We start from the raw sequence: 20,150 nt of genomic DNA, 5'->3' as shown, positions 1-20,150 counted from the left end.
TGCCAGCCTATTTACCCCGAAATCGGGGTAAATAGCCGCCGCGGTCGTCCGTCGCCCCGATGACGTGGCACAATGGCTCCCGTGACCGACTCAGGAATTCGACTCGTGGCGCGCCGCCATGTCGATCTCGGCCGTGTCTGCAGCGCGTCGTGTCGACACACGACCGGCTGCTGACCAGCCCTCCTTCGAGCACGTCCATTCGATCCACCGGTTTCCCACTGTCGTCGAGAGCGCAATTGCCTGCGCTCCCGTCCTGGGAACCGGCCAGCACAAAGATGCAGGAGCAATGCATGTCGTCGACCAGCGACGCGACCACCGACACTGCCTCCGTCACACCACGGGAGCGCACGCCGCGGCCGACCAAGCGCCGGGCCGAGGGGCAGTGGGCACTGGGGTACCGGGAGCCACTGAACGCCAACGAGCAGTCCAAGAAGGACGACAACCCGCTCAACGTGCGAGCCCGCATCGAGAACATCTACTCCAAGCAGGGTTTCGACAGCATCGACAAGGGCGATCTTCGCGGCCGTTTCCGATGGTGGGGTCTGTACACCCAGCGCGAACAGGGCTACGACGGCACCTTCACCGGTGACGACAACATCGACCTGCTCGAAGCCAAGTACTTCATGATGCGCATCCGCTGCGACGCGGGAGCACTGAACCTGGAGCAGTTGCGCGTCCTCGCAGGCATTTCCCAGGACTTCGGCCGCGACACCGCCGACCTCTCCGATCGGGAGAACGTGCAGTTCCACTGGATCGAGGTGGAGAACGTCCCCGAGATCTGGCGTCGGATCGAAGCAGTCGGCCTGAAGACCACCGAAGCGTGCGGCGACTGCCCCCGCGTGGTGCTCGGGTCCCCGCTCGCGGGCGAGGCCGTCGACGAGATTCTCGATCCCACGTCCGCCATCGACGAGATCGTCGAGCGCTACATCGGCAAGCCCGAGTACTCCAATCTGCCGCGTAAGTTCAAGACGGCGATCTCGGGCCTGCAGGACGTGGTGCACGAGGTCAACGATTGCGCCTTCATCGGTGTGAACCATCCCGAACACGGCCCCGGCCTCGACCTCTGGGTCGGCGGCGGACTGTCCACCAACCCCATGCTGGCGCAGCGGGTCGGCGTCTGGATTCCTCTCGAAGAGGTGCCGGACGTGTGGGAAGGCGTCGTCTCGATCTTCCGTGACTACGGCTACCGTCGGCTTCGCACCAAGGCGCGCCTGAAGTTTCTCATCAAGGACTGGGGCATCGAGAAGTTCCGCCAGGTCCTCGAGGACGAGTACCTGCACCGCAAGCTCATCGACGGTCCGGCCCCCGAGAAGCCCGCTCGGCCCCGCGATCACGTCGGGATCCAGAAGCTCAAGAACGGGCTCAACGCCGTCGGCGTGGCACCCATCGCGGGCCGCGTCTCCGGCACCATCCTCGCTGCCGTCGCCGACGCCGCCGAGAAGGCCGGGTCGGATCGCGTGCGGTTCACGCCGTACCAGAAGCTGATCGTCCTCGATGTTCCGGACGAGACGCTCGAGCAGCTGATCTCCGACCTCGATGCGCTGGGCCTCCCTGCCCGGCCCTCGCACTGGCGCAAGAACCTGATGGCATGCAGCGGCATCGAGTTCTGCAAGCTCTCGTTCGCCGAAACCCGCAAGCGTTCACAGGTTCTAGTACCGGAGCTCGAAGAGCGCTTGTCCGACATCAACAGTCGGCTCGACGTTCCGATCACGATCAACATCAACGGCTGCCCCAACTCGTGCGCGCGGTCGCAGATCGCAGACATCGGCTTCAAGGGTCTGCTGGTCGACGACGGGGCCGGGAATCAGATCGAGGGTTTCCAGGTTCATCTCGGAGGCAGCCTCGGACTGGACAGTGCCTTCGGCCGAAAGTTGCGCCAGCACAAGGTCAACAGCTCCGAGCTGGGAGATTACATCGACAGAGTGGTGCGCAATTTCGACAAGCACCGCGAGGACGGCGAACGGTTCGCTCAATGGGCCGTGCGAGCAGACGAGGCGGATTTGCGATGAGTACCAGGCTGAATTTGACGGTAGAGGAATTGAAGGACATCGCCGAGCGCGGTGCCCGCGAACTCGACGAGGCGAGCCCACTGGAGCTGTTGCAGTGGACCGAGGACAACTTCGGTAACGACTTCATCGTTGCCTCCAACATGCAGGACGGGGTTCTCGTTCACCTCGCCGCGCAGGTTCACCCCGGTGTGGACGTGCTGTTCCTCGACACCGGCTACCACTTCGCCGAGACCATCGGAACGCGCGACGCCGTCGAGGCCGTCTACGGCGTGCACGTCGTCAACGCCCGCGCCGAGAAGACCGTTGCGGAACAGGATTCGATCGAGGGCAAGGACCTGTTCGCCCGCGAGCCCAACCGGTGCTGCGCGATGCGCAAGGTTGCACCCCTGAAGAAGGAACTGGCGAACTACAGCGCCTGGGTCACCGGTATCCGGCGAGTCGAAGCACCCACCCGTGCCAACGCCCCGCTCATTTCGTTCGACGACGCCTTCGGCCTGGTCAAGATCAACCCGATCGCACCGTGGTCGGACGAGCAGATGCAGGCCTACATCGACGAACATTCGATTCTGGTCAATCCCCTCGTCGACGAGGGATATCCGTCCATCGGGTGCGCACCGTGCACCGTCAAACCTGCCCCCGGAGCCGACCCGCGTAGCGGTCGTTGGGCCGGCAAGGCCAAGACCGAATGTGGGTTGCACGCCTCATGACACTCGACCTCACCTCGGCCACCGTCGGTCGAACCCATCTCGACGCAGATCGGTTCGACACCCTCGACGCACTCGAATCCGAGGCCATCCACATCTTCCGCGAGGTGGCGGGCGAGTTCGAGCGCCCCGTCATCCTGTTCTCCGGCGGCAAGGACTCGACCGTCCTGCTGCACCTGGCGATCAAGGCGTTCTGGCCCGCTCCCCTGCCGTTCGCGCTGCTCCACGTCGACACCGGTCACAACCTGCAGGAGGTGCTGGACTTCCGCGATCACGTGGTCGCCAAGTACAACCTGCGCCTGCACGTGGCCAGCGTCGAGGAGTACCTCGCCGACGGACGCCTCACCGAGCGTCCCGACGGCATCCGCAACCCGCTGCAGACCGTGCCCCTCCTCGACGCGATCGCCGAGAATCGGTTCGACGCCGTCTTCGGCGGTGCCCGACGCGACGAGGAACGAGCCCGCGCCAAGGAGCGAATCTTCTCGCTCCGCAACGCCTTCGGCCAGTGGGAGCCCAAGAAGCAGCGACCCGAACTGTGGAACCTGTACAACGGCAAGCATTCCCCCGGCGAGCAGGTGCGGGTGTTCCCGCTCAGCAACTTCACCGAACTCGACATCTGGCGCTACATCGCCCGCGACGACGTGGAACTGGCGAGCATCTACTACGCCCACCAGCGCCCCGTCTACCAGCGCGACGGCATGTGGATGACCCCCGGAGTGTGGGGCGGACCGGCCGAGAACGAAGAGCTGCAGACCCGGTCGGTGCGGTACCGCACCGTCGGCGACGGATCCACCACCGGTGCCGTGCTGTCCGAGGCCGCCGACAACCAAGCAATCCTCGCCGAGGTCGCCGCGTCCCGGCTCACCGAACGCGGAGCCACTCGCGGCGACGACCGCGTCTCCGAGGCTGCAATGGAAGATCGCAAACGAGAAGGATACTTCTGATGAGCAGCACAGGAACTCAGCTCCTTCGCCTCGCCACCGCGGGTAGCGTCGACGACGGCAAGTCGACCCTCGTCGGACGGCTGTTGTACGACACCAAATCGGTTCTGGCAGACCAGATCGATGCCGTCACTCGGGCTTCGGTGGACAAGGGACTGGCCACACCGGACCTGTCCCTGCTGGTCGACGGCCTGCGCGCCGAGCGTGAACAGGGCATCACCATCGACGTCGCATACCGATACTTCGCGACGCCGCACCGCTCGTTCGTACTGGCCGATACCCCCGGCCACGTGCAGTACACCCGCAACACCGTCTCCGGCGCGTCGACGGCTCAGCTCGTGATTCTCCTGGTCGATGCCCGCAAGGGTGTCATCACTCAGACCCGCAGGCACGCAGCGGTTCTCGCTCTGCTCGGCGTTCCGCGCCTGGTACTCGCGGTCAACAAGATCGATCTGGTCGAGGACCCCGCAACGGTGTTCGCCGAGATCTCGGCCGAGTTCAACTCACTGACCTCCTCCCTCGGCTGGTCCAGCGAGGACGTCATCGAGATCCCGGTGTCCGCACTGCACGGCGACAACGTCGCGGTGAAGTCCGACAAGACCCCGTACTACGACGGTCCAACCCTCATCGAGCACCTCGAGTCGGTCCCGGTCGACGCCGAACCGCACCGGGTCGGTCTGCGATTCCCCGTGCAGTACGTGATCCGGCCGCGCACCGCGGAGTTCCCGGACTATCGCGGATATGCAGGCCAGGTCGCGGCGGGCTCCGTCGACGTCGGCGACGAGGTCGTCATCCTGCCCTCCGGTACCCGAACGACGGTCGAACGCATCGACACCGCCGACGGAGAATTGCGTACCGCCCATGCCGGACGCAGCGTCACCCTCGTCCTCGCCGACGACGTCGACGTCTCCCGCGGCGACACCATCGCCTCACCGCAGGACGCACCCGAGCCGATCGGCGACTTCGAGGCCACCGTGTGCTGGCTCGCCGAGAAACCGCTTCGCCCGGGCGCTCGCCTGTTGCTCAAGCACGGCACTCGCACCACCCAGGCCATCGTCGGGACACTGATCGAACGGTTCGACGAGCAGGAGCTCACTGCGCAAGAAGGCCCCGAGTCGTTGGAGCTCAACGAGATCGGCCGAATTTCCGTGCGCGTCGCCGAGCCCATCGTGGCCGACGACTACGCCGTCAACCGGCACACGGGCAGCTTCCTGCTGATCGATCCGGCCGGCGGCAACACGTTGGCTGCCGGGCTCGTGGGCAACGCTCTGGCTGCCGTCGAGCTGGGGTCGGCAGTTCCGGCGTGAGCGCACTGATCGCGGTTGCCCACGGCAGCCGTGACCCGCGCTCGAGCGCCACGATTCACCGCGCCGTCGACGCTCTGCGTCGGCGGCGACCGGATCTCGACGTCCGCGTCGCATTTCTCGATCTGTCCGAGCCCGGCGTCGGTCAGGTGGTCGACGACCTGGCCGGTGCCGGACACCGACGCATCGTCGCCGTTCCGATGTTGCTGGGCAAAGCCTTTCACGCGAAAGTCGATCTGCCCGAGCTGTTGCACGCAGCGAGGACGCGACACCCGCACGTATCGATAGCGCAGGCCGACGTTCTGGGAGACGACCGACTCCTCATCGAGGCAGTTCGCGATCGGATCGTCGATACCGGTGTGGCGGTCTCCGATTCGACTGTCGGCATCGCCCTGGCAGCCGTCGGCTCCTCGGTGGCACCGGCGAATCAGCGCACCCGAGTGATCGCACAGAAACTGCTCGCCGGAACGGGCTGGGCCGGAGCCGTGACCTGCTTCGCGACGTCGGTCTCCCCGTCCCCCACCGATGCGATCGCACAGCTGCGCACACTGGGAGCCGACCGCATCGTCGTTGCACCCTGGTTCCTGGCCCCGGGACTGCTCACCGACAGGATCGAAGCGTCGGTCGCAGGCCTACCGAACGTGGCGCATGCCGAGGTCATCGGAGCGCATCCGGCGCTGGCAGATCTGGTGTCGCGGCGCTACGATTCCGCAATCTCAATGGGTCGTTCTGCAGGCTCCACTCCTGTGGCACGCACTGTGTCGACAGAACCGAACGTCCTACCGCACCGGTTCAGCGAACCGGTGCACCAGCAATCGCATCGGCATCGCTAGCGTCCGCAATTTTCGGCACCCGAGTCGCTCGCGCGTACACCGTCTCGCCCTCGCGAAGACCGAGCGCCTCACTGTCACCGCGGGTGATCTGCGCTGCGAACAGTTCACCGGTGGCCGCATTCTTCATTTCGACCTTCACCTCGAAGCCGAGGTGTACCACCCGCTCGACGACGGCCCGCGTCACGCCTGCCGATTCGGCCGTCCCGCTGGCCTGAGCCTGCGCCAACGACGGATCGCGCCCGACGCGAATGTCGTGCGGCCGCACCAGAAGTCCGTTCAGCTTGGCGACCTGACCCAGGAACGACATCACGAAGTTGTTGGCCGGGCGATCGTAGAGATCCTCCGGGCTGCCGACCTGCTCGATCCGGCCCTTGTTGAGCACCGCGATCCGATCGGCGACATCGAGCGCCTCCTCCTGATCGTGAGTCACCAACACGGTGGTGACGTGGACCTCGTCGTGCAGTCGACGCAGCCACGTACGGAGATCGGCACGCACCTTGGCGTCGAGCGCGCCGAATGGCTCGTCGAGCAGCAGCACCTGCGGGTCGACGGCGAGTGCGCGGGCCAACGCCATGCGCTGTCGCTGGCCACCGGACAGCTGCGCCGGGTAGCGACTCTGGAATCCGGCGAGCCCGACGATCTCGAGCAACTCGTCGACCTTCTTGGCGATCTCGGCCTTGGGCCGCTTGCGAATCTGCAGGCCGAAGGCGACGTTGTCTCGCACTGTGAGGTGCTTGAACGCGGCGTAGTGCTGGAAGACGAATCCGATCTCGCGGCGCTGCGGGCTGACCCACGTGACGTCCTGGCCTGCGAGCACCACACGGCCGGAATCGAGTTGTTCGAGCCCGGCGATGGAGCGCAGCAGCGTGGACTTTCCCGAGCCACTGGGCCCGAGCAGCGCCGTCAACGATCCCTTGGGAATGTCGATGCTGACATCGTCGAGCGCTGCGAAGTCGCCGTAGTGCTTGTTGGCACCGACGACGGAGATCTCGATCTCGGGGGATGTGTCGGTCATTACTTCGTCCTCTTCTTGTCGAGGGCCGTCATCAACAACAGCACGACGACGGCGATCGCCATGAGCAGTGTGGACGCGGCATACGCGCCCTGTTGATTGAAGTCCTCGTACCGTGAATTGACCAGCAGAGTGAGCGTTTGGGAGATGCCGGGCAGATTGGTCGAGACCATGATGACCGCACCGAACTCGCCGAGCGAACGTGCGACGGTGAGTACGACGCCGTACGTGAGGCCCCACCGGATCGCCGGAAGAGTGATGCGCCAGAACGTCTGCCACGACGACGCACCGAGCGTCGAGGCGGCCTCCTCCTGCTCCTCACCGATTTCGTAGAGCACTGGTTCGACCTCGCGCACGACGAACGGCAGGGTGACGAAGATCGTCGCGATGACCATGCCGGGCAGCGCGAAGATGACCCTGAAGCCGAGGCTTTCGACCCCGCCGAACCATCCGTTGGCACCCCACAGCAGGATCAGCGCGACGCCGGTGATGATGGGCGACACCGCAAAGGGCAGATCCACGATGGCTTCCAGGACACCCTTGCCTCGGAACCGTCCTCGCACGAGCGCGAGGGCGGTGACCACACCGAACACGATGTTGATCGGAACCACGATCGCGACGATCAACAACGACAGCTGCAGTGCCGACTGCGCGGCCGGTGTGGTGATCTGCTCCCAGAACGCGACGACGCCGTCCTCGAACGTGCGAAACAGAATGGCGCCGAGCGGAAAGAGCACCAGAACTGCGAGGTACAGCAGAGCGACGGTACGCAGCGTCAGTTTGATCGGCAGACCGATTTTCACGAGATCTGCTCCTCACGGCGAGCCAGGCGATTTCCTGCCACGCGAAGCACGAACAACACCGCGAAGGCGATCGCCAGCAGCACCACGGAAATCGCCGCGGCGTCGGTGGTTCGGTCGTATTCGATGAGCTCACGGATGTACTGCGACGCGACCTGCGTGTCGTTGGGGATGTTGCCTCCGATGAGCACCACCGACCCGAACTCGCCGATCGCGCGGGCGAACGCGAGACCGCCGCCCGACAGCACGGCGGGCAACAGCACCGGCAGGACGATGCGACGGAAGATGGTCCAGTTGTTCGCGCCGAGCGACGCTGCCGCCTCCTCGACGTCCTTGTCCAGTTCGATCAGCACCGGTTGCACCGCGCGCACCACGAACGGCAACGTGACGAACAGCAGCGCGACGATCACCGCAGGCTTGGTTGCGTTGAACACCAGTCCGATCGGACTCGCCGGTCCGTAGAGAGAGAGCAACACCAGGCTGGCCACGATGGTCGGCAACGCGAACGGCAGATCGATCAGGGCGTTGACGAATCGCTTACCCGGGAACTCGTCCCGCACCAGGACCCACGCGATCAGGGTGCCCAGGAACAGATTGATCACCGCGGCCGCAACGGAGACCAGGAGGGTCACCTTGAACGTGGCCACTGCACGCGGCACGGTGACCGCATCCCAGAAGCCGGCCAGACCGTTGTCGAAGGACTGAACCGTCAACGCGGCCAACGGAAGCAGCACGATCACGCTGAGCCACAGTACGGCGACTCCGAGACCGAGCGGGCCCACAGATCCCGGACCCCTGAACTTTCGGCCTTCCCGCCCGGCACGAAACCGTGGTCTCGTGCCGGGCGAGACGGTCGAACCCGCTTCTGCGGCTTCGGTGGTCGAAGATGACATCGATCTCTACCGAGTACTTTCCTGATAGATCGTCGTGATCGCACCGTTGTCGCCGAACAGGTCGGCATCCACCTGGGTCCAACCACCGAGATCATCGATCGTGTACAGCTGGTCGGGGGTGAAGAACTTCTCGGAGTACTCCGACGCGATGTCCGGGTTGGTCGGCCGGAAGCCTGCCTCCGCCCAGATCTTCTGGCCCTCGTCGGTGTAGAGGAAGTCGTTCAGAGCGTTGGCGCGATCGAGATTGGCGCTGTCGTTGATCACTGCCACGGGATTGTCGATGCGGAAGGTGACAGGAACGTCGACGTGCTCCACCTCCTGTCCCTGTTCCTCGATCAGGAGCGCTTCGTTCTCGTAGCTGAGCAACGCATCACCCTGTCCCTGCAGGAAGGCTTCGGTTGCGGCGCGGCCGGATTCGGGCTGAACCGGGAAGTGATCGGCGACGAGGGTACGAACGAAGTCGAGACCGGCCTGCTTGTCCTGCCCGCCGTTGCTCTTCGCCGCGTAGGGGGCGAGCAAGTTCCACTTGGCCGAACCCGAGCTCAGTGGGCTGGGGCTGATGACCTGAACGTCCGGCTCGAGCAAATCGTCCCAGGTGCGGATGTTCTTGGGGTTGCCCTTGCGTACGACGACGGTCACCACGGAGCCGAACGGCACTCCGCCGTAGGCATTCTGATTCCAGCTCTCGTCGACCTTGCCTGCCTGCACCAGACGGGTGATGTCGGGCTCCACCGAGAAGTTGACGATATCGGCGGGGGCACCGTCGGCCACCTTGCGCGACTGGTTGCCGGACGGGCCGTAGTCTGCGTTGATCGCCGTTCCGTCCCCGTCCTCGGTTGCGGCGAAAGCCGGACCGATTGCGTCCCAACCATTCTTGGGGACGGCGTAACCCACCAGAGTCAATGCGGGGCCGCTCGCGGTGTCCGGCTCACCGCCGACGACGTCGCTCGAGCCACCGTTGCATGCTGTGAGTAGAAGGGTTCCCACAGCCGCGAACGTGGTCAGCAGGTAGCGAGAGCTGTGCCTCATCGAGAAAAGGCCTTTCATGATGGTGTGCAGTGAGTACGAGCTGGGCACGGTCGACCTCCCCGAAGTCGAACCGGAGCACCACCGCAGCCGCGTGTCATCGCGGGATCACCGTGGACGGCAGAGAGTAGGTCGTGAACCGCCCGACCGCGAGAAGTAGACGCGTGGGCAACGGATCGACGGAACCGATTCGACGAGGGAAAGAATCAACAACAGTCGATATCGGCCACTGCCAGCATGCCTACAGCAATCAACGCCAACTGATGGCGGACGCGGTACTCGGCGGCAGAAGACACGGTCAGAAATCTAGCAGAGGATCCGGACCGACTCTAATCGGCTATCGAGTGAGCAACCAGGCGATGACAACCAGCACCAAGAGCGCGATGAGCGCCAACGTGACCCGAGACCGTGGCATTACTGTCCATCCTTCGTCGTAGTGGTGGCCGCACCCGTCAGCTCCGCGTCACGAGCGGCCCGTGCATCACGCCCGAGCAGGTGCAGAACCACCGCGAGCACGCGATCGAACACACGCGCCAGCAGGAACGCTGCAGGCACGATGACCAGCAGCACGACTACCGACTGTGGCACGAACGGCAAACCCGTCACCCACAGTTCGACGCCGTCCCACCAGCGTGCGATCGATTCCACCCTCGCAGCTTAAACCAGCTCGTTCCGCTCTCACGCCACGCCGACCGACGACCAGCAGTGGACGCATGCCATGTATCGGTCGATGATTACGCCATGACGGCATACGAAGATGTTTCGCCAGTGCCCCCTGTGGCCGACGAGCCCCCCATGGGGTCGGGGCACCCAGGTTTGGGTGGGATCGAGGTTCAGGGAGCGTTGGGCAGCACCGACTCACCGGTGTCCACTCTGACGTCCTATCGAAGTGCCTTTCCGCCGATCGACGACTACGCATTCCTCTCGGACTGCGAGACGACCTGCCTGATCGCTCGCAACGGATCGGTCGAATGGATGTGCGTGCCTCGTCCTGACTCCCCCAGCATCTTCGGAGCGGTTCTCGATCGCAGCGCAGGCCATTTCCGGGTCGGGCCGTACGGTCAATCGGTGCCCGCGGCGCGTCGGTATCTCCCCGGTGGCCTGATCGTCGAGACGACGTGGCAGACCGAAACCGGTTGGCTCGTGGTCCGCGATGCACTCGTCATGGGACCGTGGCACAACACCGATCAACGCTCTCGTACTCACAAGCGCGCACCGAGCGACTGGGACGCCGAACACATCCTGCTGCGCACCATCAAGTGCGTCAGCGGCACTGTCGAACTCGAGATGAGCTGCGAGCCGGCCTTCGACTACCACCGCGCGCCTGCGAAGTGGGAGTATACCGGCAAGGTGTACGAGGAAACCACCGCCACCTGCGAGGCCAGCGCGGGTGGTGATCAGCCCACGTTGAAGCTGACCACCAACCTCCGCATCGGCATCGAAGGACGCGAAGCCCGCGCCCGCACCCGAATGACGGAGGGCGACAACGTGTTCGTCGCTCTGTCGTGGTCGGATCTGCCTGCGCCGCAGACGTTCGAGGAGGCCGCGGACAAGATGTGGCGCACGTCCGAATGCTGGCGCCAGTGGATCACGATCGGCCGGTTCCCCGATCACCCGTGGCGGGGCTACCTGCAGCGCAGCGCCCTGACCCTCAAGGGTCTGACCTACGCCCCCACCGGTGCACTGCTGGCTGCGTCGACCACATCACTTCCGGAAACGCCCGGTGGAGAACGTAACTGGGACTACCGCTACACGTGGGTACGTGATTCGACGTTCGCACTGTGGGGCCTCTACACACTCGGACTCGACCGCGAGGCCAACGACTTCTTCGCCTTCATGTCCGATGTGGCGACAACGGCGAACGGCGAGGTCAATCCACTCCAGGTCATGTACGGCATCGGCGGCGAAAAAACGCTTGACGAGAGCGAGCTGCCACACCTGTCCGGATACGACGGCGCACGTCCGGTACGTATCGGCAACGGAGCCTACGACCAAGAACAGCACGACATCTGGGGCACGATGCTCGACTCGGTGTACCTGCACGTCAAGTCGCGCGAGCACGTCCCCGAATTCCTGTGGCCCCTGCTCAAGCGCCAGGTGGAGGAGGCGATTGCCAACTGGCGCAAGCCCGATCGCGGCATCTGGGAGGTGCGCGGTGAACCGCAGCACTTCACGTCCTCGAAGCTCATGTGCTGGGTTGCGCTCGACCGCGGAGCCAAGCTCGCCGACATCCACGGCGAGACGGAGTATTCGGCCAAATGGAACGAGATCGCCGACGAGATCAAGGCGGACATTCTCGAGAACGGCACCGATTCTCGGGGTGTCCTCACTCAGCGCTACGGTGACCCGTCGCTGGATGCGTCACTGCTGCTGGCACCGCTGCTTCGATTCCTGCCTGCCGAGGACGAACGTATCCGCGCGACGGTGCTCGCCATCGCCGACGAGTTGACCGAGGACGGCCTGGTCCTGCGCTACCGAACCGACACCACCGACGACGGTCTGGCGGGTGAGGAAGGGACGTTCACGATCTGCTCCTTCTGGCTCGTATCCGCGCTGGTAGAGATCGGCGAGCTCCCTCGCGCCAAACACCTCTGCGAGCGTCTGCTGGGGTACGCGAGCCCACTCAAGCTCTACGCCGAGGAAATCGACCACCGCACCGGCCGTCATCTCGGCAACTTCCCGCAGGCGTTCACTCACCTCGCACTCATCAACGCGGTGGTGCACGTCATCCGCGCCGAGGAAGCTCAGGTGGCAGGGCACTTCCAGCCTGCCCACTCCAACCCCTGAGCGCGAGGGCTCAGCGGCCGAGTTGCCTCGCCCATTCGGCGACCAGCTCGGCCGCGGGCTTCGCCTGCACACGGCGAAAACCGGTGCCGGCCCACATCGACAGTCCCGACGGATCGCCCGCCGCCGCGGCCTTCGCCCGCATCGGCGCGGTCAGGTAGTGCAGATCGGGATACGCCAGCGGTGCCGCTTCGGAGTTCTCCCGCATGAACTCGTTCACCAGCCCCCGCGCCGGTCGTCCGGAGAACGCCTTGGTCACCGCGGTGTCGGGAGCAACCGTCAGTTGCTCCCGGTGCACCGGCTTGGTGCCGGCCTCGGGTGTGTTCAGAAGCGCGGTACCGAGCTGCGCGGCATGCGCGGCACCCGAATCCAGCAGCGGCGCAATGTCGTTGCCATCCATCAGTCCGCCCGCGGCGATTCGCGGTAGATCGGAGATCTCCCGCACTGCGGTCAGCAGTTCGGTCAGCGGCTCGTCGGGAGCCGAGCCGTCGAAGGTGCCTCGATGCCCGCCCGCTTCGGGTCCCTGCACCACGAGCGCGTCCACACCGTTGGCGGTGGCCACAGAGGCGTCCGACGCGGTGGCGACGGTAGCCCACACCTCGGTCCCAACGGCATGCAATTGAGCGACCTCGTCCGCGTCGAACGTCGCGAACGTACTCGACACCAGCGGTACCGGGTGCGCGAGCAGCCAGGCGAACTTCTCGGCGTAGAAGTCGTCACGTCGCACCAGCTCCCCAGGCTCTGCGTCGAAACGCTCGAACCAGGACGCAAGGTGCTCGGCATAGGACTCCACATCCGCACCCGATGGCTCCTCGGGCAGGAACAGATTGACGCCGAACAGCAGACCGCGCACCGAATCGATCTGCGTCGCAAAGGCTTCGGGTGTCAACAGTGCACCGGCGATCATGCCGAGCCCACCCGCCTCCGATACGGCGCGCGCGAGTTCGGGAGTACTCGGGCCGCCTGCCATCGGCGCACCGACAACGGGAACACGCAACTGCTTCAGAATCGGCGTCGTCACAGCTTCGAAATGTACTCGCCCGCAATTCGCGACCGAGTTCGGTGGGGACCGCGCGCCCCTACTGCCGACTGCGCACCCCTGCTCCGATGCGAGCGGGGGCGCGCGGTCGACAGAAAAGGTGTGAGGTTGCTGTCGGCAACCAGGAGCTGCCCTACTTCTTCGGCTTGTCCGACGAGGATTCCGAGGACAGTGCGGCGACGAAGGCTTCCTGCGGCACCTCGACGCGACCGATCGTCTTCATCCGCTTCTTGCCTTCCTTCTGCTTCTCGAGCAGCTTGCGCTTACGGCTGATGTCGCCGCCGTAGCACTTGGCCAGCACGTCCTTGCGGATCGCGCGGATGTTCTCGCGGGCGATGATGCGAGAGCCGATGGCGGCCTGGATCGGCACCTCGAACTGCTGACGCGGAATCAGTTCCTTGAGCTTGGTCGTCATCTTGTTGCCGTAGGCCGCGGCATTGTCCTTGTGCACGATCGCCGAGAACGCGTCCACGGCCTCACCTTGGAGCAAGATGTCGACCTTGACCAGCGCACCGGCCTGCTCGCCGATCTCCTCGTAATCGAGGCTGGCGTATCCACGCGTTCGGGACTTCAGGATGTCGAAGAAGTCGAAGATGATCTCCGCCATCGGAATCGTGTAGCGCAGCTCGACTCGGGTCTCGGACAGGTAGTCCATGCCGCCGAGCTCTCCGCGTCGTCCCTGGCACAGTTCCATGATCGAACCGATGAACTCGCTGGGCGAGATGATGGTGCACTTGACCATCGGCTCGAACACTTCCCGTGCCTTGCCCTCGGGCCAGTACGACGGGTTGGTGACGATGTGCTCGGCACCGTCTTCCATCTCGACGCGGTAGACCACGTTCGGTGAGGTGGAGATCAGGTCCAGGTTGAACTCTCGCTCGAGCCGCTCGCGGGTGATCTCCATGTGCAGCAGACCGAGGAAGCCGCAGCGGAAGCCGAAGCCGAGCGCCACCGACGTTTCCGGCTCGTACGTCAGGGCCGCATCGTTGAGCTGCAGCTTCTCGAGAGCATCGCGCAGGTCGGGGTAGTCCGAACCGTCGAGCGGGTAGAGGCCCGAGTACACCATCGGACGGGGCTCGCGGTAGCCGGTCAGCGGCTCGGTCGCGCCCTTGCGGAAGGTGGTGACGGTATCGCCGACCTTGGACTGGCGGACGTCCTTCACGCCGGTGATGAGGTAACCCACCTCGCCGACGCCGAGGCCCTTGGTCGCTTTCGGATCGGGTGAGACGATGCCGACCTCGAGCAGCTCGTGCGTGGACCCGGTCGACATCATCGTGACCTTCTCGCGCGGATTGAGTGCACCGTCGACGACGCGGACGTAGGTGACGACGCCGCGGTAGGTGTCGTAGACCGAGTCGAAGATCATCGCGCGGGCAGGCCCGTCGGGATTGCCGACAGGTGCCGGAACCAGCTTGACGACCTCGTTGAGCAATTCCTCGACGCCCACGCCGGTCTTGCCGGACACACGCAGCACGTCGTCGGCCTCACACCCGATGATGTGGGCGATCTCGGCGGCGTAGCGGTCCGGGTCGGCGGCGGGCAGGTCGATCTTGTTGAGCACCGGGATGATGGTGAGCTCTTTGTCGAGAGCCAGGTACAGGTTCGCGAGCGTCTGCGCCTCGATGCCCTGCGCGGCGTCGACGAGCAGCACCGCTCCTTCACAGGCCTCGAGTGCACGCGATACCTCGTAGGTGAAGTCGACGTGGCCGGGTGTGTCGATGAGGTGCAGGACGAATTCGTCGCCGTCGACGACCCACGGGAGCCGGACGTTCTGTGCCTTGATGGTGATGCCGCGCTCGCGCTCGATATCCATCCGGTCCAAATACTGAGCACGCATCGACCGGTCGTCAACGACGCCCGTGAGCTGCAACATCCGGTCGGCCAGCGTCGACTTGCCGTGGTCGATGTGGGCGATGATGCAGAAGTTCCTGATCCTGGACGGATCGGTGAACGTCGTGTCGGCGAAGCTGGGCACTCGTATCCTTCGGCTGGCGTGTTCGAAATGAGCGAACGGGTTTCCCTATCGTCCCACGCCGAGAACGGTGCGCCGTCCCCGGCTGTCCGACTCGGGTGTTCACGTCGCCGCGGTTCGGGCGATGAGCAGCAGGGTCTGCATCGCTACACTCGCCGCATGGCTGGCAACTGGAGCAGATTCGGCAAGGAACTGGGCAAGATCGCGATGCGCGAGGGTCCGCGGCTGCTGCGTCAATTGCAGAAGTCCGGTGCGGTGCAGAAGGGCAAGGACGCGATCAGCGGGACGGCGACGCGCACATCCGGTCCGGCACCTCGTCCGGGCCGCCCCGTGGCGTCGCAGACCAGGCCTACGGCACAACGCGCCCGCACCATCGAGTACTCCCCCGACCTGGACGGCAAGGCCGACCCCGGCGAAATCGTCTGGACCTGGGTCACCTACGAAGAGGACGCCAGCCAAGGCAAGGACCGTCCCGTTCTGGTCGTCGGACGCGAGGGCAACGATCTGCTCGGCCTGATGTTGTCGAGCCAGAGCAGCCGCGACGGAGACCGTGACTGGCAGTCGATCGGGTCCGGGTCCTGGGATGCCGAAGGCCGACCGAGCTGGATTCGTCTGGACCGAGTGCTCGACGTGCCCGAGGACGGCATCCGACGCGAGGGCGCAATTCTGAGCAAGCCCCAATTCGATTCCGTCGCAAACAGATTGCGCCGAGACTTCGGCTGGAACTGACCGTCGTGCGCGTTTTGCGTAGCCACAGCTACGCAAAACGCGCACGGCGTCAGGCGAGGCGGGTGATTTCCACGACCACGTCGAGAGCCGTCGAACCGCCGCCGGAGAAGATGCCCTTGAGCGGTGGCACGTCGGCGTAGTCGCGGCCGAGTCCGACCGACACATGCTGCTCGTTGACGGCGATGGCGTTGGTCGGGTCGTAGCCCCACCACGCGCCGGTCCAGGCCTCGATCCACGCGTGGCTCTGGCCCTCCACCGTGGCACCGATCGCAGCCTGCTTCTTCGGGTGCAGGTAGCCCGAGACGTAACGGCTGGGGATACCGACGCTGCGCAGCATCAGCAACGTCAGGTGGGCGTAGTCCTGACAGACGCCCTTCTTCTCCGACCACGCTTCCACGGCCGAGGTGTGCACGCCGGTGGTGCCCGGCACGTAGGACATCTCCTGGTTGACCCAGTTGGAGATCTCCACCACCGATTCCTGCGGCGGTAGGCCCTTGGACAGCTTCTTCGCCACCGACGCGAGTTGCCTGTTCTTCGGCACGTACTCGGTGTTGTCGAGGACCTCGTTGAAGCGGTCGATGACCTGGTCGCCCGCGAGTTCCTCCCAGGAGGCGTTCTCGTCCGGGTAGACGAAGGGATCGGTCTCGACCACCGAAGATCCGGTGACCTCGAGCTCGGTGTGCGGTGCGTGCAGGTCGAACGCCGTCACCGCGGTGCCCCAGTAGTCGGTGTAGCGGTAGGAACGCGTCACCGGGTTGGTCTCGACTCGGTTCAGAATCACGTTCTGCCGATTGTCACTTCGCGGCGTCAACCGAGCCTCGTTGTACGACGACGTCACCGGTGCGTCGTACTGATAGCCCGTGGTGTGCACGACACGCATACGCCAGCTCACAGTTCACCTTCCAATTGATCTTCGAATGTTCCGGAGCCGGCGTCCGTCCATGCAACCCACGGAGCAGCGTGGAAATACTGCTTGGAGATCGCATCACCGAGTTCACGGCAGGTTTCCTGCAGGGAGAGCAGGCGCTCCTGCAGATCGTCGAGAATTTCACCGGGACGGAGGAATTCGAGTTCGCTCCGAGCGCGGCCGAGGAGGCGCTGCGCTTCGGCGCGCGCACCGACTCGACTGTTGGGCTGATGGTCGAGCTGATCGAGCGAACGTTCCGCCTCGTTGAGTGCGTAGAACACCGATCGCGGAAAGAGCCTGTCCAGCAACATGAATTCGAGAACTCGCTGGGCATCGAGCGCGCCGCGGTAGGTGCGCAGGTAGGTGTCGTGGGCACCGGCGGAGCGAAGCACAGTGACCCAGGCCGGCGACGACGGCCGGTCACCGGCTCGCGAGAGCAACAGCCGAACGATCATGTCGATGCGCTCGACCGAGCGACCGAGCAGGAGGAAGCGATAGCCGTCGTCGTGACTGAGGGTGGAGTCCGCGAGACCGGCGAACATTGCGGCGCGCTCCTCGATGTAGCTGAAGAACTCGGCCGGGCCGGTGCGCTTGGACGCCCTGATGCGCTCGTTGAGCCCGTTGTACGTGGTGTTGAGGCACTCCCACATCTCGCTGGACGTGACTTCTCGTGCACCACGGGCGTTCTCACGCGCGCTCGACAGCGAGTCCACGATCGAACCCAATCCGTCGCGGCTGAAGGCGACGACCTCGGTGAGCGACCACACGTCGAGTGAAACGTCCGGTTCGTGCTTGAACCCGAGCACTCGCAACAACACTCGCGAAGTGTGGTCGGGGTCGACCGTGGCGTCCTCGAGAAGCTGGTGGACGGTGACGTCGAGAATGCGGGCCGTGTCGTCCGCTCTCTCCACGTACCGTCCGATCCAGTAGAGCGACTCTGCGTTGCGCGCGAGCATTTACTGTCCACCGCCGTTCGAGTCCGAGTTCGTTGCCTGCTGTTGTTGCTGCTGCTGTTGCTGTTGCTGTTGCTGATTCATCTGCTGATCCATCGTGAGCTCCGGGCCCTGTTCGGCCATCGGCGACTCCGGCGGAACGCTGACGATCTCCTCGCCGGCGAGTTCCTGCTCCTCCTGAGAGGTTCGGGTGGCGAGCACCCAGGTGTCCTTGCTGCCACCGCCCTGGCTCGAGTTGACCACAAGGGATCCCTCCGGCAGCGCGACCCGGGTCAGGCCGCCGGGCAGTACCCAGACGTCGTCGCCGTCGTTGACCGCGAACGGCCGCAGGTCGACGTGGCGGGGTACCAGGCGATCGCCGATCTTGGTCGGCACCGTCGAGAGCTGCACGACGGGTTGAGCGATCCAGCCGCGCGGATCTGCGCGGACCTTCTTGCTGATGGTGGCGAGTTCCTTCGGCGAGGCGTCGGGTCCGAAGACGATGCCGTAGCCGCCGGAGCCTTCCACCGGCTTGATCACCAGTTCGTCGATGCGATCGAGAACTTCCTCGCACTCGTCGTCGAGCCAGCACCGGAACGTGTCGACGTTCGCCAGCAACGGCTTCTCGCCCATGTAGTAGTCGATGATCGTCGGGACGTAGGTGTAGACGAGCTTGTCGTCGCCGACGCCGTTTCCGACGGCACTCGAGATGACGACGTTGCCTGCGCGGGCGGCGTTGACCAGACCTGCCACTCCCAGGACCGAGTCGGGGCGGAACTGCATGGGGTCGAGGTAGTCGTCGTCGATACGTCGGTAGATGACGTCGACCTGACGCTCGCCCTCGGTGGTGCGCATGTAGACGATGTTGTCTCGGCAGAACAGGTCTCGTCCTTCGACGAGCTCGACGCCCATCAGCCGAGCGAGCAGCGAGTGCTCGAAGTACGCCGAGTTGGCAACGCCAGGAGTGAGAACCACCACGGTCGGGTCGGCCTCGTTGAGGGCGGCCGATGCGCGCAGTGCCCGCAGCAGGTGCGAGGCGTAATCGCCGACGGCGCGGACGCGGTGGCTGGCGAACAGGTCGGGGAACACCCGGGCCATGGTGCGCCGATTCTCCATGACGTAGGACACGCCCGACGGCGACCGCAGGTTGTCCTCGAGCACTCGGAAGGTGCCCTGGGCGTCACGGACGAGGTCGATGCCGGCGACGTGGATGCGCACACCGTTGGGCGGTGTGATGCCGACCGCCTCGCGGTGGAAGTGCTCACAGGAGGTCACCAGCCGCTTGGGTACCACGCCGTCTCGCAGGATTTCCTGATCGCCGTAGATGTCGGCGAGGAACATCTCCAGGGCTTTGACACGCTGCTTGATGCCGCGCTCGAGTCGTGACCATTCACCCGCTGCGATGACGCGGGGAACCTGGTCGAGCGGGAAGGGGCGTTCCTGGCCGGACAGGGAGAACGTGATGCCCTGGTCGATGAAGGCTCGTCCCAGCGCATCGGATCTCGCGTCCAGGTCCACCGCGTTCGCCGGGGCGAGTGCGGTGTGGATGCCCTTGTACGGAGTTCGGGTGCGCCCGTCCGCGTCGAACATCTCGTCGAAGGCGAGACTGTACTTCCCGACGTCGGAGTATCCCCCGAACACCCCGTCGGCCTCGGGTTCGACGCGATCCGCTGTCTTGGTTTTGGTCGCTTTGGCCTTGGTGGCGGCATGCGTTGCCGATCGCGGACTCATTCTGGCCATGTTGCTACAGAGACAGGAGTTAGGCGCGGTAGAAGCGTTAATTTCTTGAAACGCATCGTCACCCCACTCCGGATTGGGTTCTGGCCGACCGTACTGGTATTCTCGATCTTCGGCGCAGGGCTCCAACGCTCAGCAGCAGACTTCGGGCATTCCAGCATGGATCGCCCTGACCGGAATACCGACGAAGACGACAAGGATTTTACGCGTGGCCAATATCAAGTCCCAGAAGAAGCGGATTCTCACCAACGAGCGTGCACGCCTGCGCAACCAGTCGGTGAAGTCATCCCTTCGTACCGTCATCCGCTCGTTCCGCGAGGCACAGGCTGCGGGCGACAAGGACAAGGCTTCCGAGATTCTTCTCGATGCAGGCCGCAAGCTCGACAAGGCCGCCAGCAAGGGCGTCATCCACAAGAACCAGGCCGCCAACAAGAAGTCGGCACTGGCTCTCGCAGTCAACAAGCTCTGATACATCACTGAGCTCGATCGAGCCCGCCGCATCCGACGAGGATGCGGCGGGCTTTTTCG

The 20,150-nt window shown here is 64.7% G+C and carries 19 protein-coding genes; 8 read left to right on the top strand and 11 right to left on the bottom strand.

Annotated elements, in window-relative coordinates; translation table 11 throughout:
• Positions 1–290: 290 nt before the first annotated feature.
• Genes AYK61_RS01210 through AYK61_RS01190 form a run of 5 tightly spaced genes read left to right on the top strand, consistent with a single transcriptional unit; the run spans position 291 to position 5,791 of the window.
• A complete protein-coding gene (locus AYK61_RS01210) occupies positions 291–2,009 on the top strand; it encodes a nitrite/sulfite reductase (protein ID WP_121872331.1) in 1,719 nt (572 codons plus the stop codon).
• Positions 2,006–2,716: a phosphoadenylyl-sulfate reductase gene (locus tag AYK61_RS01205; RefSeq protein WP_121872330.1), complete on the top strand. Its 711-nt coding sequence runs from the start codon at positions 2,006–2,008 to the stop codon at positions 2,714–2,716. The genes AYK61_RS01210 and AYK61_RS01205 overlap by 4 nt, the downstream gene beginning before the upstream one ends.
• Positions 2,713–3,657, top strand: a complete 945-nt coding sequence (cysD, locus tag AYK61_RS01200) for a sulfate adenylyltransferase subunit CysD (protein ID WP_121869501.1) — start codon at positions 2,713–2,715, stop codon at positions 3,655–3,657. The genes AYK61_RS01205 and cysD overlap by 4 nt, the downstream gene beginning before the upstream one ends.
• A complete protein-coding gene (locus tag AYK61_RS01195; RefSeq protein ID WP_094612786.1) occupies positions 3,657–4,961 on the top strand; it encodes a sulfate adenylyltransferase subunit 1 in 1,305 nt (434 codons plus the stop codon). The genes cysD and AYK61_RS01195 overlap by 1 nt, the downstream gene beginning before the upstream one ends.
• Positions 4,958–5,791 carry a sirohydrochlorin chelatase gene (locus AYK61_RS01190; RefSeq protein ID WP_121869500.1) on the top strand — a complete coding sequence of 278 codons (834 nt, stop codon included), beginning with the start codon at positions 4,958–4,960 and terminating at the stop codon, positions 5,789–5,791. The genes AYK61_RS01195 and AYK61_RS01190 overlap by 4 nt, the downstream gene beginning before the upstream one ends.
• Here the strand turns inward: AYK61_RS01190 and AYK61_RS01185 are convergent.
• The 6 genes from AYK61_RS01185 to AYK61_RS01165 form a co-directional block, all read right to left on the bottom strand.
• The gene (locus tag AYK61_RS01185) at positions 5,751–6,806 is read right to left on the bottom strand and encodes a sulfate/molybdate ABC transporter ATP-binding protein (protein ID WP_121869499.1); all 1,056 of its coding nucleotides are present in this window, start codon (positions 6,804–6,806) and stop codon (positions 5,751–5,753) included. The two genes, AYK61_RS01190 and AYK61_RS01185, sit on opposite strands and share 41 nt — an antisense overlap.
• The gene (gene cysW / locus AYK61_RS01180) at positions 6,806–7,606 is read right to left on the bottom strand and encodes a sulfate ABC transporter permease subunit CysW (protein ID WP_121869498.1); all 801 of its coding nucleotides are present in this window, start codon (positions 7,604–7,606) and stop codon (positions 6,806–6,808) included. Before cysW ends, AYK61_RS01185 begins: the two co-directional genes overlap by 1 nt.
• Entirely contained in the window at positions 7,603–8,496 is an 894-nt protein-coding gene (gene cysT, locus AYK61_RS01175; RefSeq protein WP_183130122.1) for a sulfate ABC transporter permease subunit CysT, read from the bottom strand. The genes cysW and cysT overlap by 4 nt, the downstream gene beginning before the upstream one ends.
• 6 nt (positions 8,497–8,502) lie before the next feature.
• Entirely contained in the window at positions 8,503–9,525 is a 1,023-nt protein-coding gene (locus AYK61_RS01170; protein WP_121872329.1) for a sulfate ABC transporter substrate-binding protein, read from the bottom strand.
• A 203-nt stretch (positions 9,526–9,728) separates the two neighbouring features.
• Positions 9,729–9,818: an Ms4533A family Cys-rich leader peptide gene (locus AYK61_RS28215; RefSeq protein ID WP_310180897.1), complete on the bottom strand. Its 90-nt coding sequence runs from the start codon at positions 9,816–9,818 to the stop codon at positions 9,729–9,731.
• Positions 9,819–9,936: 118 nt separating this feature from the next.
• Positions 9,937–10,170 carry a hypothetical protein gene (locus tag AYK61_RS01165; RefSeq protein ID WP_121869496.1) on the bottom strand — a complete coding sequence of 78 codons (234 nt, stop codon included), beginning with the start codon at positions 10,168–10,170 and terminating at the stop codon, positions 9,937–9,939.
• A gap of 147 nt (positions 10,171–10,317) precedes the next feature.
• Here AYK61_RS01165 and AYK61_RS01160 point away from each other — a divergent pair, with 147 nt between their 5' ends.
• Positions 10,318–12,309: a glycoside hydrolase family 15 protein gene (locus AYK61_RS01160; protein WP_237669195.1), complete on the top strand. Its 1,992-nt coding sequence runs from the start codon at positions 10,318–10,320 to the stop codon at positions 12,307–12,309.
• 10 nt (positions 12,310–12,319) lie between these two features.
• Here the strand turns inward: AYK61_RS01160 and AYK61_RS01155 are convergent, their stop codons facing one another.
• Both AYK61_RS01155 and lepA read right to left on the bottom strand, forming a co-directional pair.
• Positions 12,320–13,327, bottom strand: a complete 1,008-nt coding sequence (locus AYK61_RS01155; protein WP_121869494.1) for a nitronate monooxygenase — start codon at positions 13,325–13,327, stop codon at positions 12,320–12,322.
• Positions 13,328–13,478: 151 nt separating this feature from the next.
• Complete coding sequence (lepA, locus tag AYK61_RS01150) at positions 13,479–15,326, bottom strand: translation elongation factor 4 (protein WP_374700594.1); 1,848 nt, start codon at positions 15,324–15,326, stop codon at positions 13,479–13,481.
• A 150-nt stretch (positions 15,327–15,476) separates the two neighbouring features.
• Here lepA and AYK61_RS01145 point away from each other — a divergent pair, with 150 nt between their 5' ends.
• A complete protein-coding gene (locus AYK61_RS01145; RefSeq protein WP_121872328.1) occupies positions 15,477–16,046 on the top strand; it encodes a type II toxin-antitoxin system PemK/MazF family toxin in 570 nt (189 codons plus the stop codon).
• Positions 16,047–16,095: 49 nt separating this feature from the next.
• Here the strand turns inward: AYK61_RS01145 and AYK61_RS01140 are convergent, their stop codons facing one another.
• From AYK61_RS01140 to AYK61_RS01130, 3 genes are read right to left on the bottom strand one after another with little or no spacing between them, the layout of a single operon-like run.
• Complete coding sequence (locus AYK61_RS01140) at positions 16,096–16,938, bottom strand: transglutaminase family protein (RefSeq protein ID WP_183130120.1); 843 nt, start codon at positions 16,936–16,938, stop codon at positions 16,096–16,098.
• A complete protein-coding gene (locus tag AYK61_RS01135; RefSeq protein ID WP_032394562.1) occupies positions 16,935–17,909 on the bottom strand; it encodes an alpha-E domain-containing protein in 975 nt (324 codons plus the stop codon). The genes AYK61_RS01140 and AYK61_RS01135 overlap by 4 nt, the downstream gene beginning before the upstream one ends.
• Entirely contained in the window at positions 17,910–19,616 is a 1,707-nt protein-coding gene (locus tag AYK61_RS01130) for a circularly permuted type 2 ATP-grasp protein (RefSeq protein WP_397484765.1), read from the bottom strand.
• A gap of 214 nt (positions 19,617–19,830) precedes the next feature.
• Here AYK61_RS01130 and rpsT point away from each other — a divergent pair, with 214 nt between their 5' ends.
• On the top strand, positions 19,831–20,091 hold the full coding sequence (rpsT, locus tag AYK61_RS01125; protein ID WP_027497522.1) for a 30S ribosomal protein S20: 261 nt from the start codon (positions 19,831–19,833) through the stop codon (positions 20,089–20,091).
• Positions 20,092–20,150: the final 59 nt, after the last annotated feature.

It is taken from the genome of Rhodococcus sp. SBT000017, assembly GCF_003688915.1.
GTDB lineage: Bacteria > Actinomycetota > Actinomycetes > Mycobacteriales > Mycobacteriaceae > Rhodococcoides.
The sequence above is the reverse complement of the archived record's forward strand: the minus strand, read 5'-3'. Positions and strand labels throughout refer to the sequence as shown.

What these genes read in the sequence shown, in the direction of transcription:
- AYK61_RS01210 (WP_121872331.1), top strand. Translation starts at nt 291, where the DNA reads ATGTCGTCGACCAGCGACGCGACCACCGACACTGCCTCCGTCACACCA.
- AYK61_RS01205 (WP_121872330.1), top strand. Translation starts at nt 2,006, where the DNA reads ATGAGTACCAGGCTGAATTTGACGGTAGAGGAATTGAAGGACATCGCC.
- cysD (WP_121869501.1), top strand. Translation starts at nt 2,713, where the DNA reads ATGACACTCGACCTCACCTCGGCCACCGTCGGTCGAACCCATCTCGAC.
- AYK61_RS01195 (WP_094612786.1), top strand. Translation starts at nt 3,657, where the DNA reads ATGAGCAGCACAGGAACTCAGCTCCTTCGCCTCGCCACCGCGGGTAGC.
- AYK61_RS01185 (WP_121869499.1), bottom strand. Translation starts at nt 6,806, where the DNA reads ATGACCGACACATCCCCCGAGATCGAGATCTCCGTCGTCGGTGCCAAC.
- cysT (WP_183130122.1), bottom strand. Translation starts at nt 8,496, where the DNA reads ATGTCATCTTCGACCACCGAAGCCGCAGAAGCGGGTTCGACCGTCTCG.
- AYK61_RS01170 (WP_121872329.1), bottom strand. Translation starts at nt 9,525, where the DNA reads ATGAGGCACAGCTCTCGCTACCTGCTGACCACGTTCGCGGCTGTGGGA.
- AYK61_RS01160 (WP_237669195.1), top strand. Translation starts at nt 10,318, where the DNA reads ATGGGGTCGGGGCACCCAGGTTTGGGTGGGATCGAGGTTCAGGGAGCG.
- AYK61_RS01145 (WP_121872328.1), top strand. Translation starts at nt 15,477, where the DNA reads ATGGCTGGCAACTGGAGCAGATTCGGCAAGGAACTGGGCAAGATCGCG.
- AYK61_RS01135 (WP_032394562.1), bottom strand. Translation starts at nt 17,909, where the DNA reads ATGCTCGCGCGCAACGCAGAGTCGCTCTACTGGATCGGACGGTACGTG.
- AYK61_RS01130 (WP_397484765.1), bottom strand. Translation starts at nt 19,616, where the DNA reads ATGAGTCCGCGATCGGCAACGCATGCCGCCACCAAGGCCAAAGCGACC.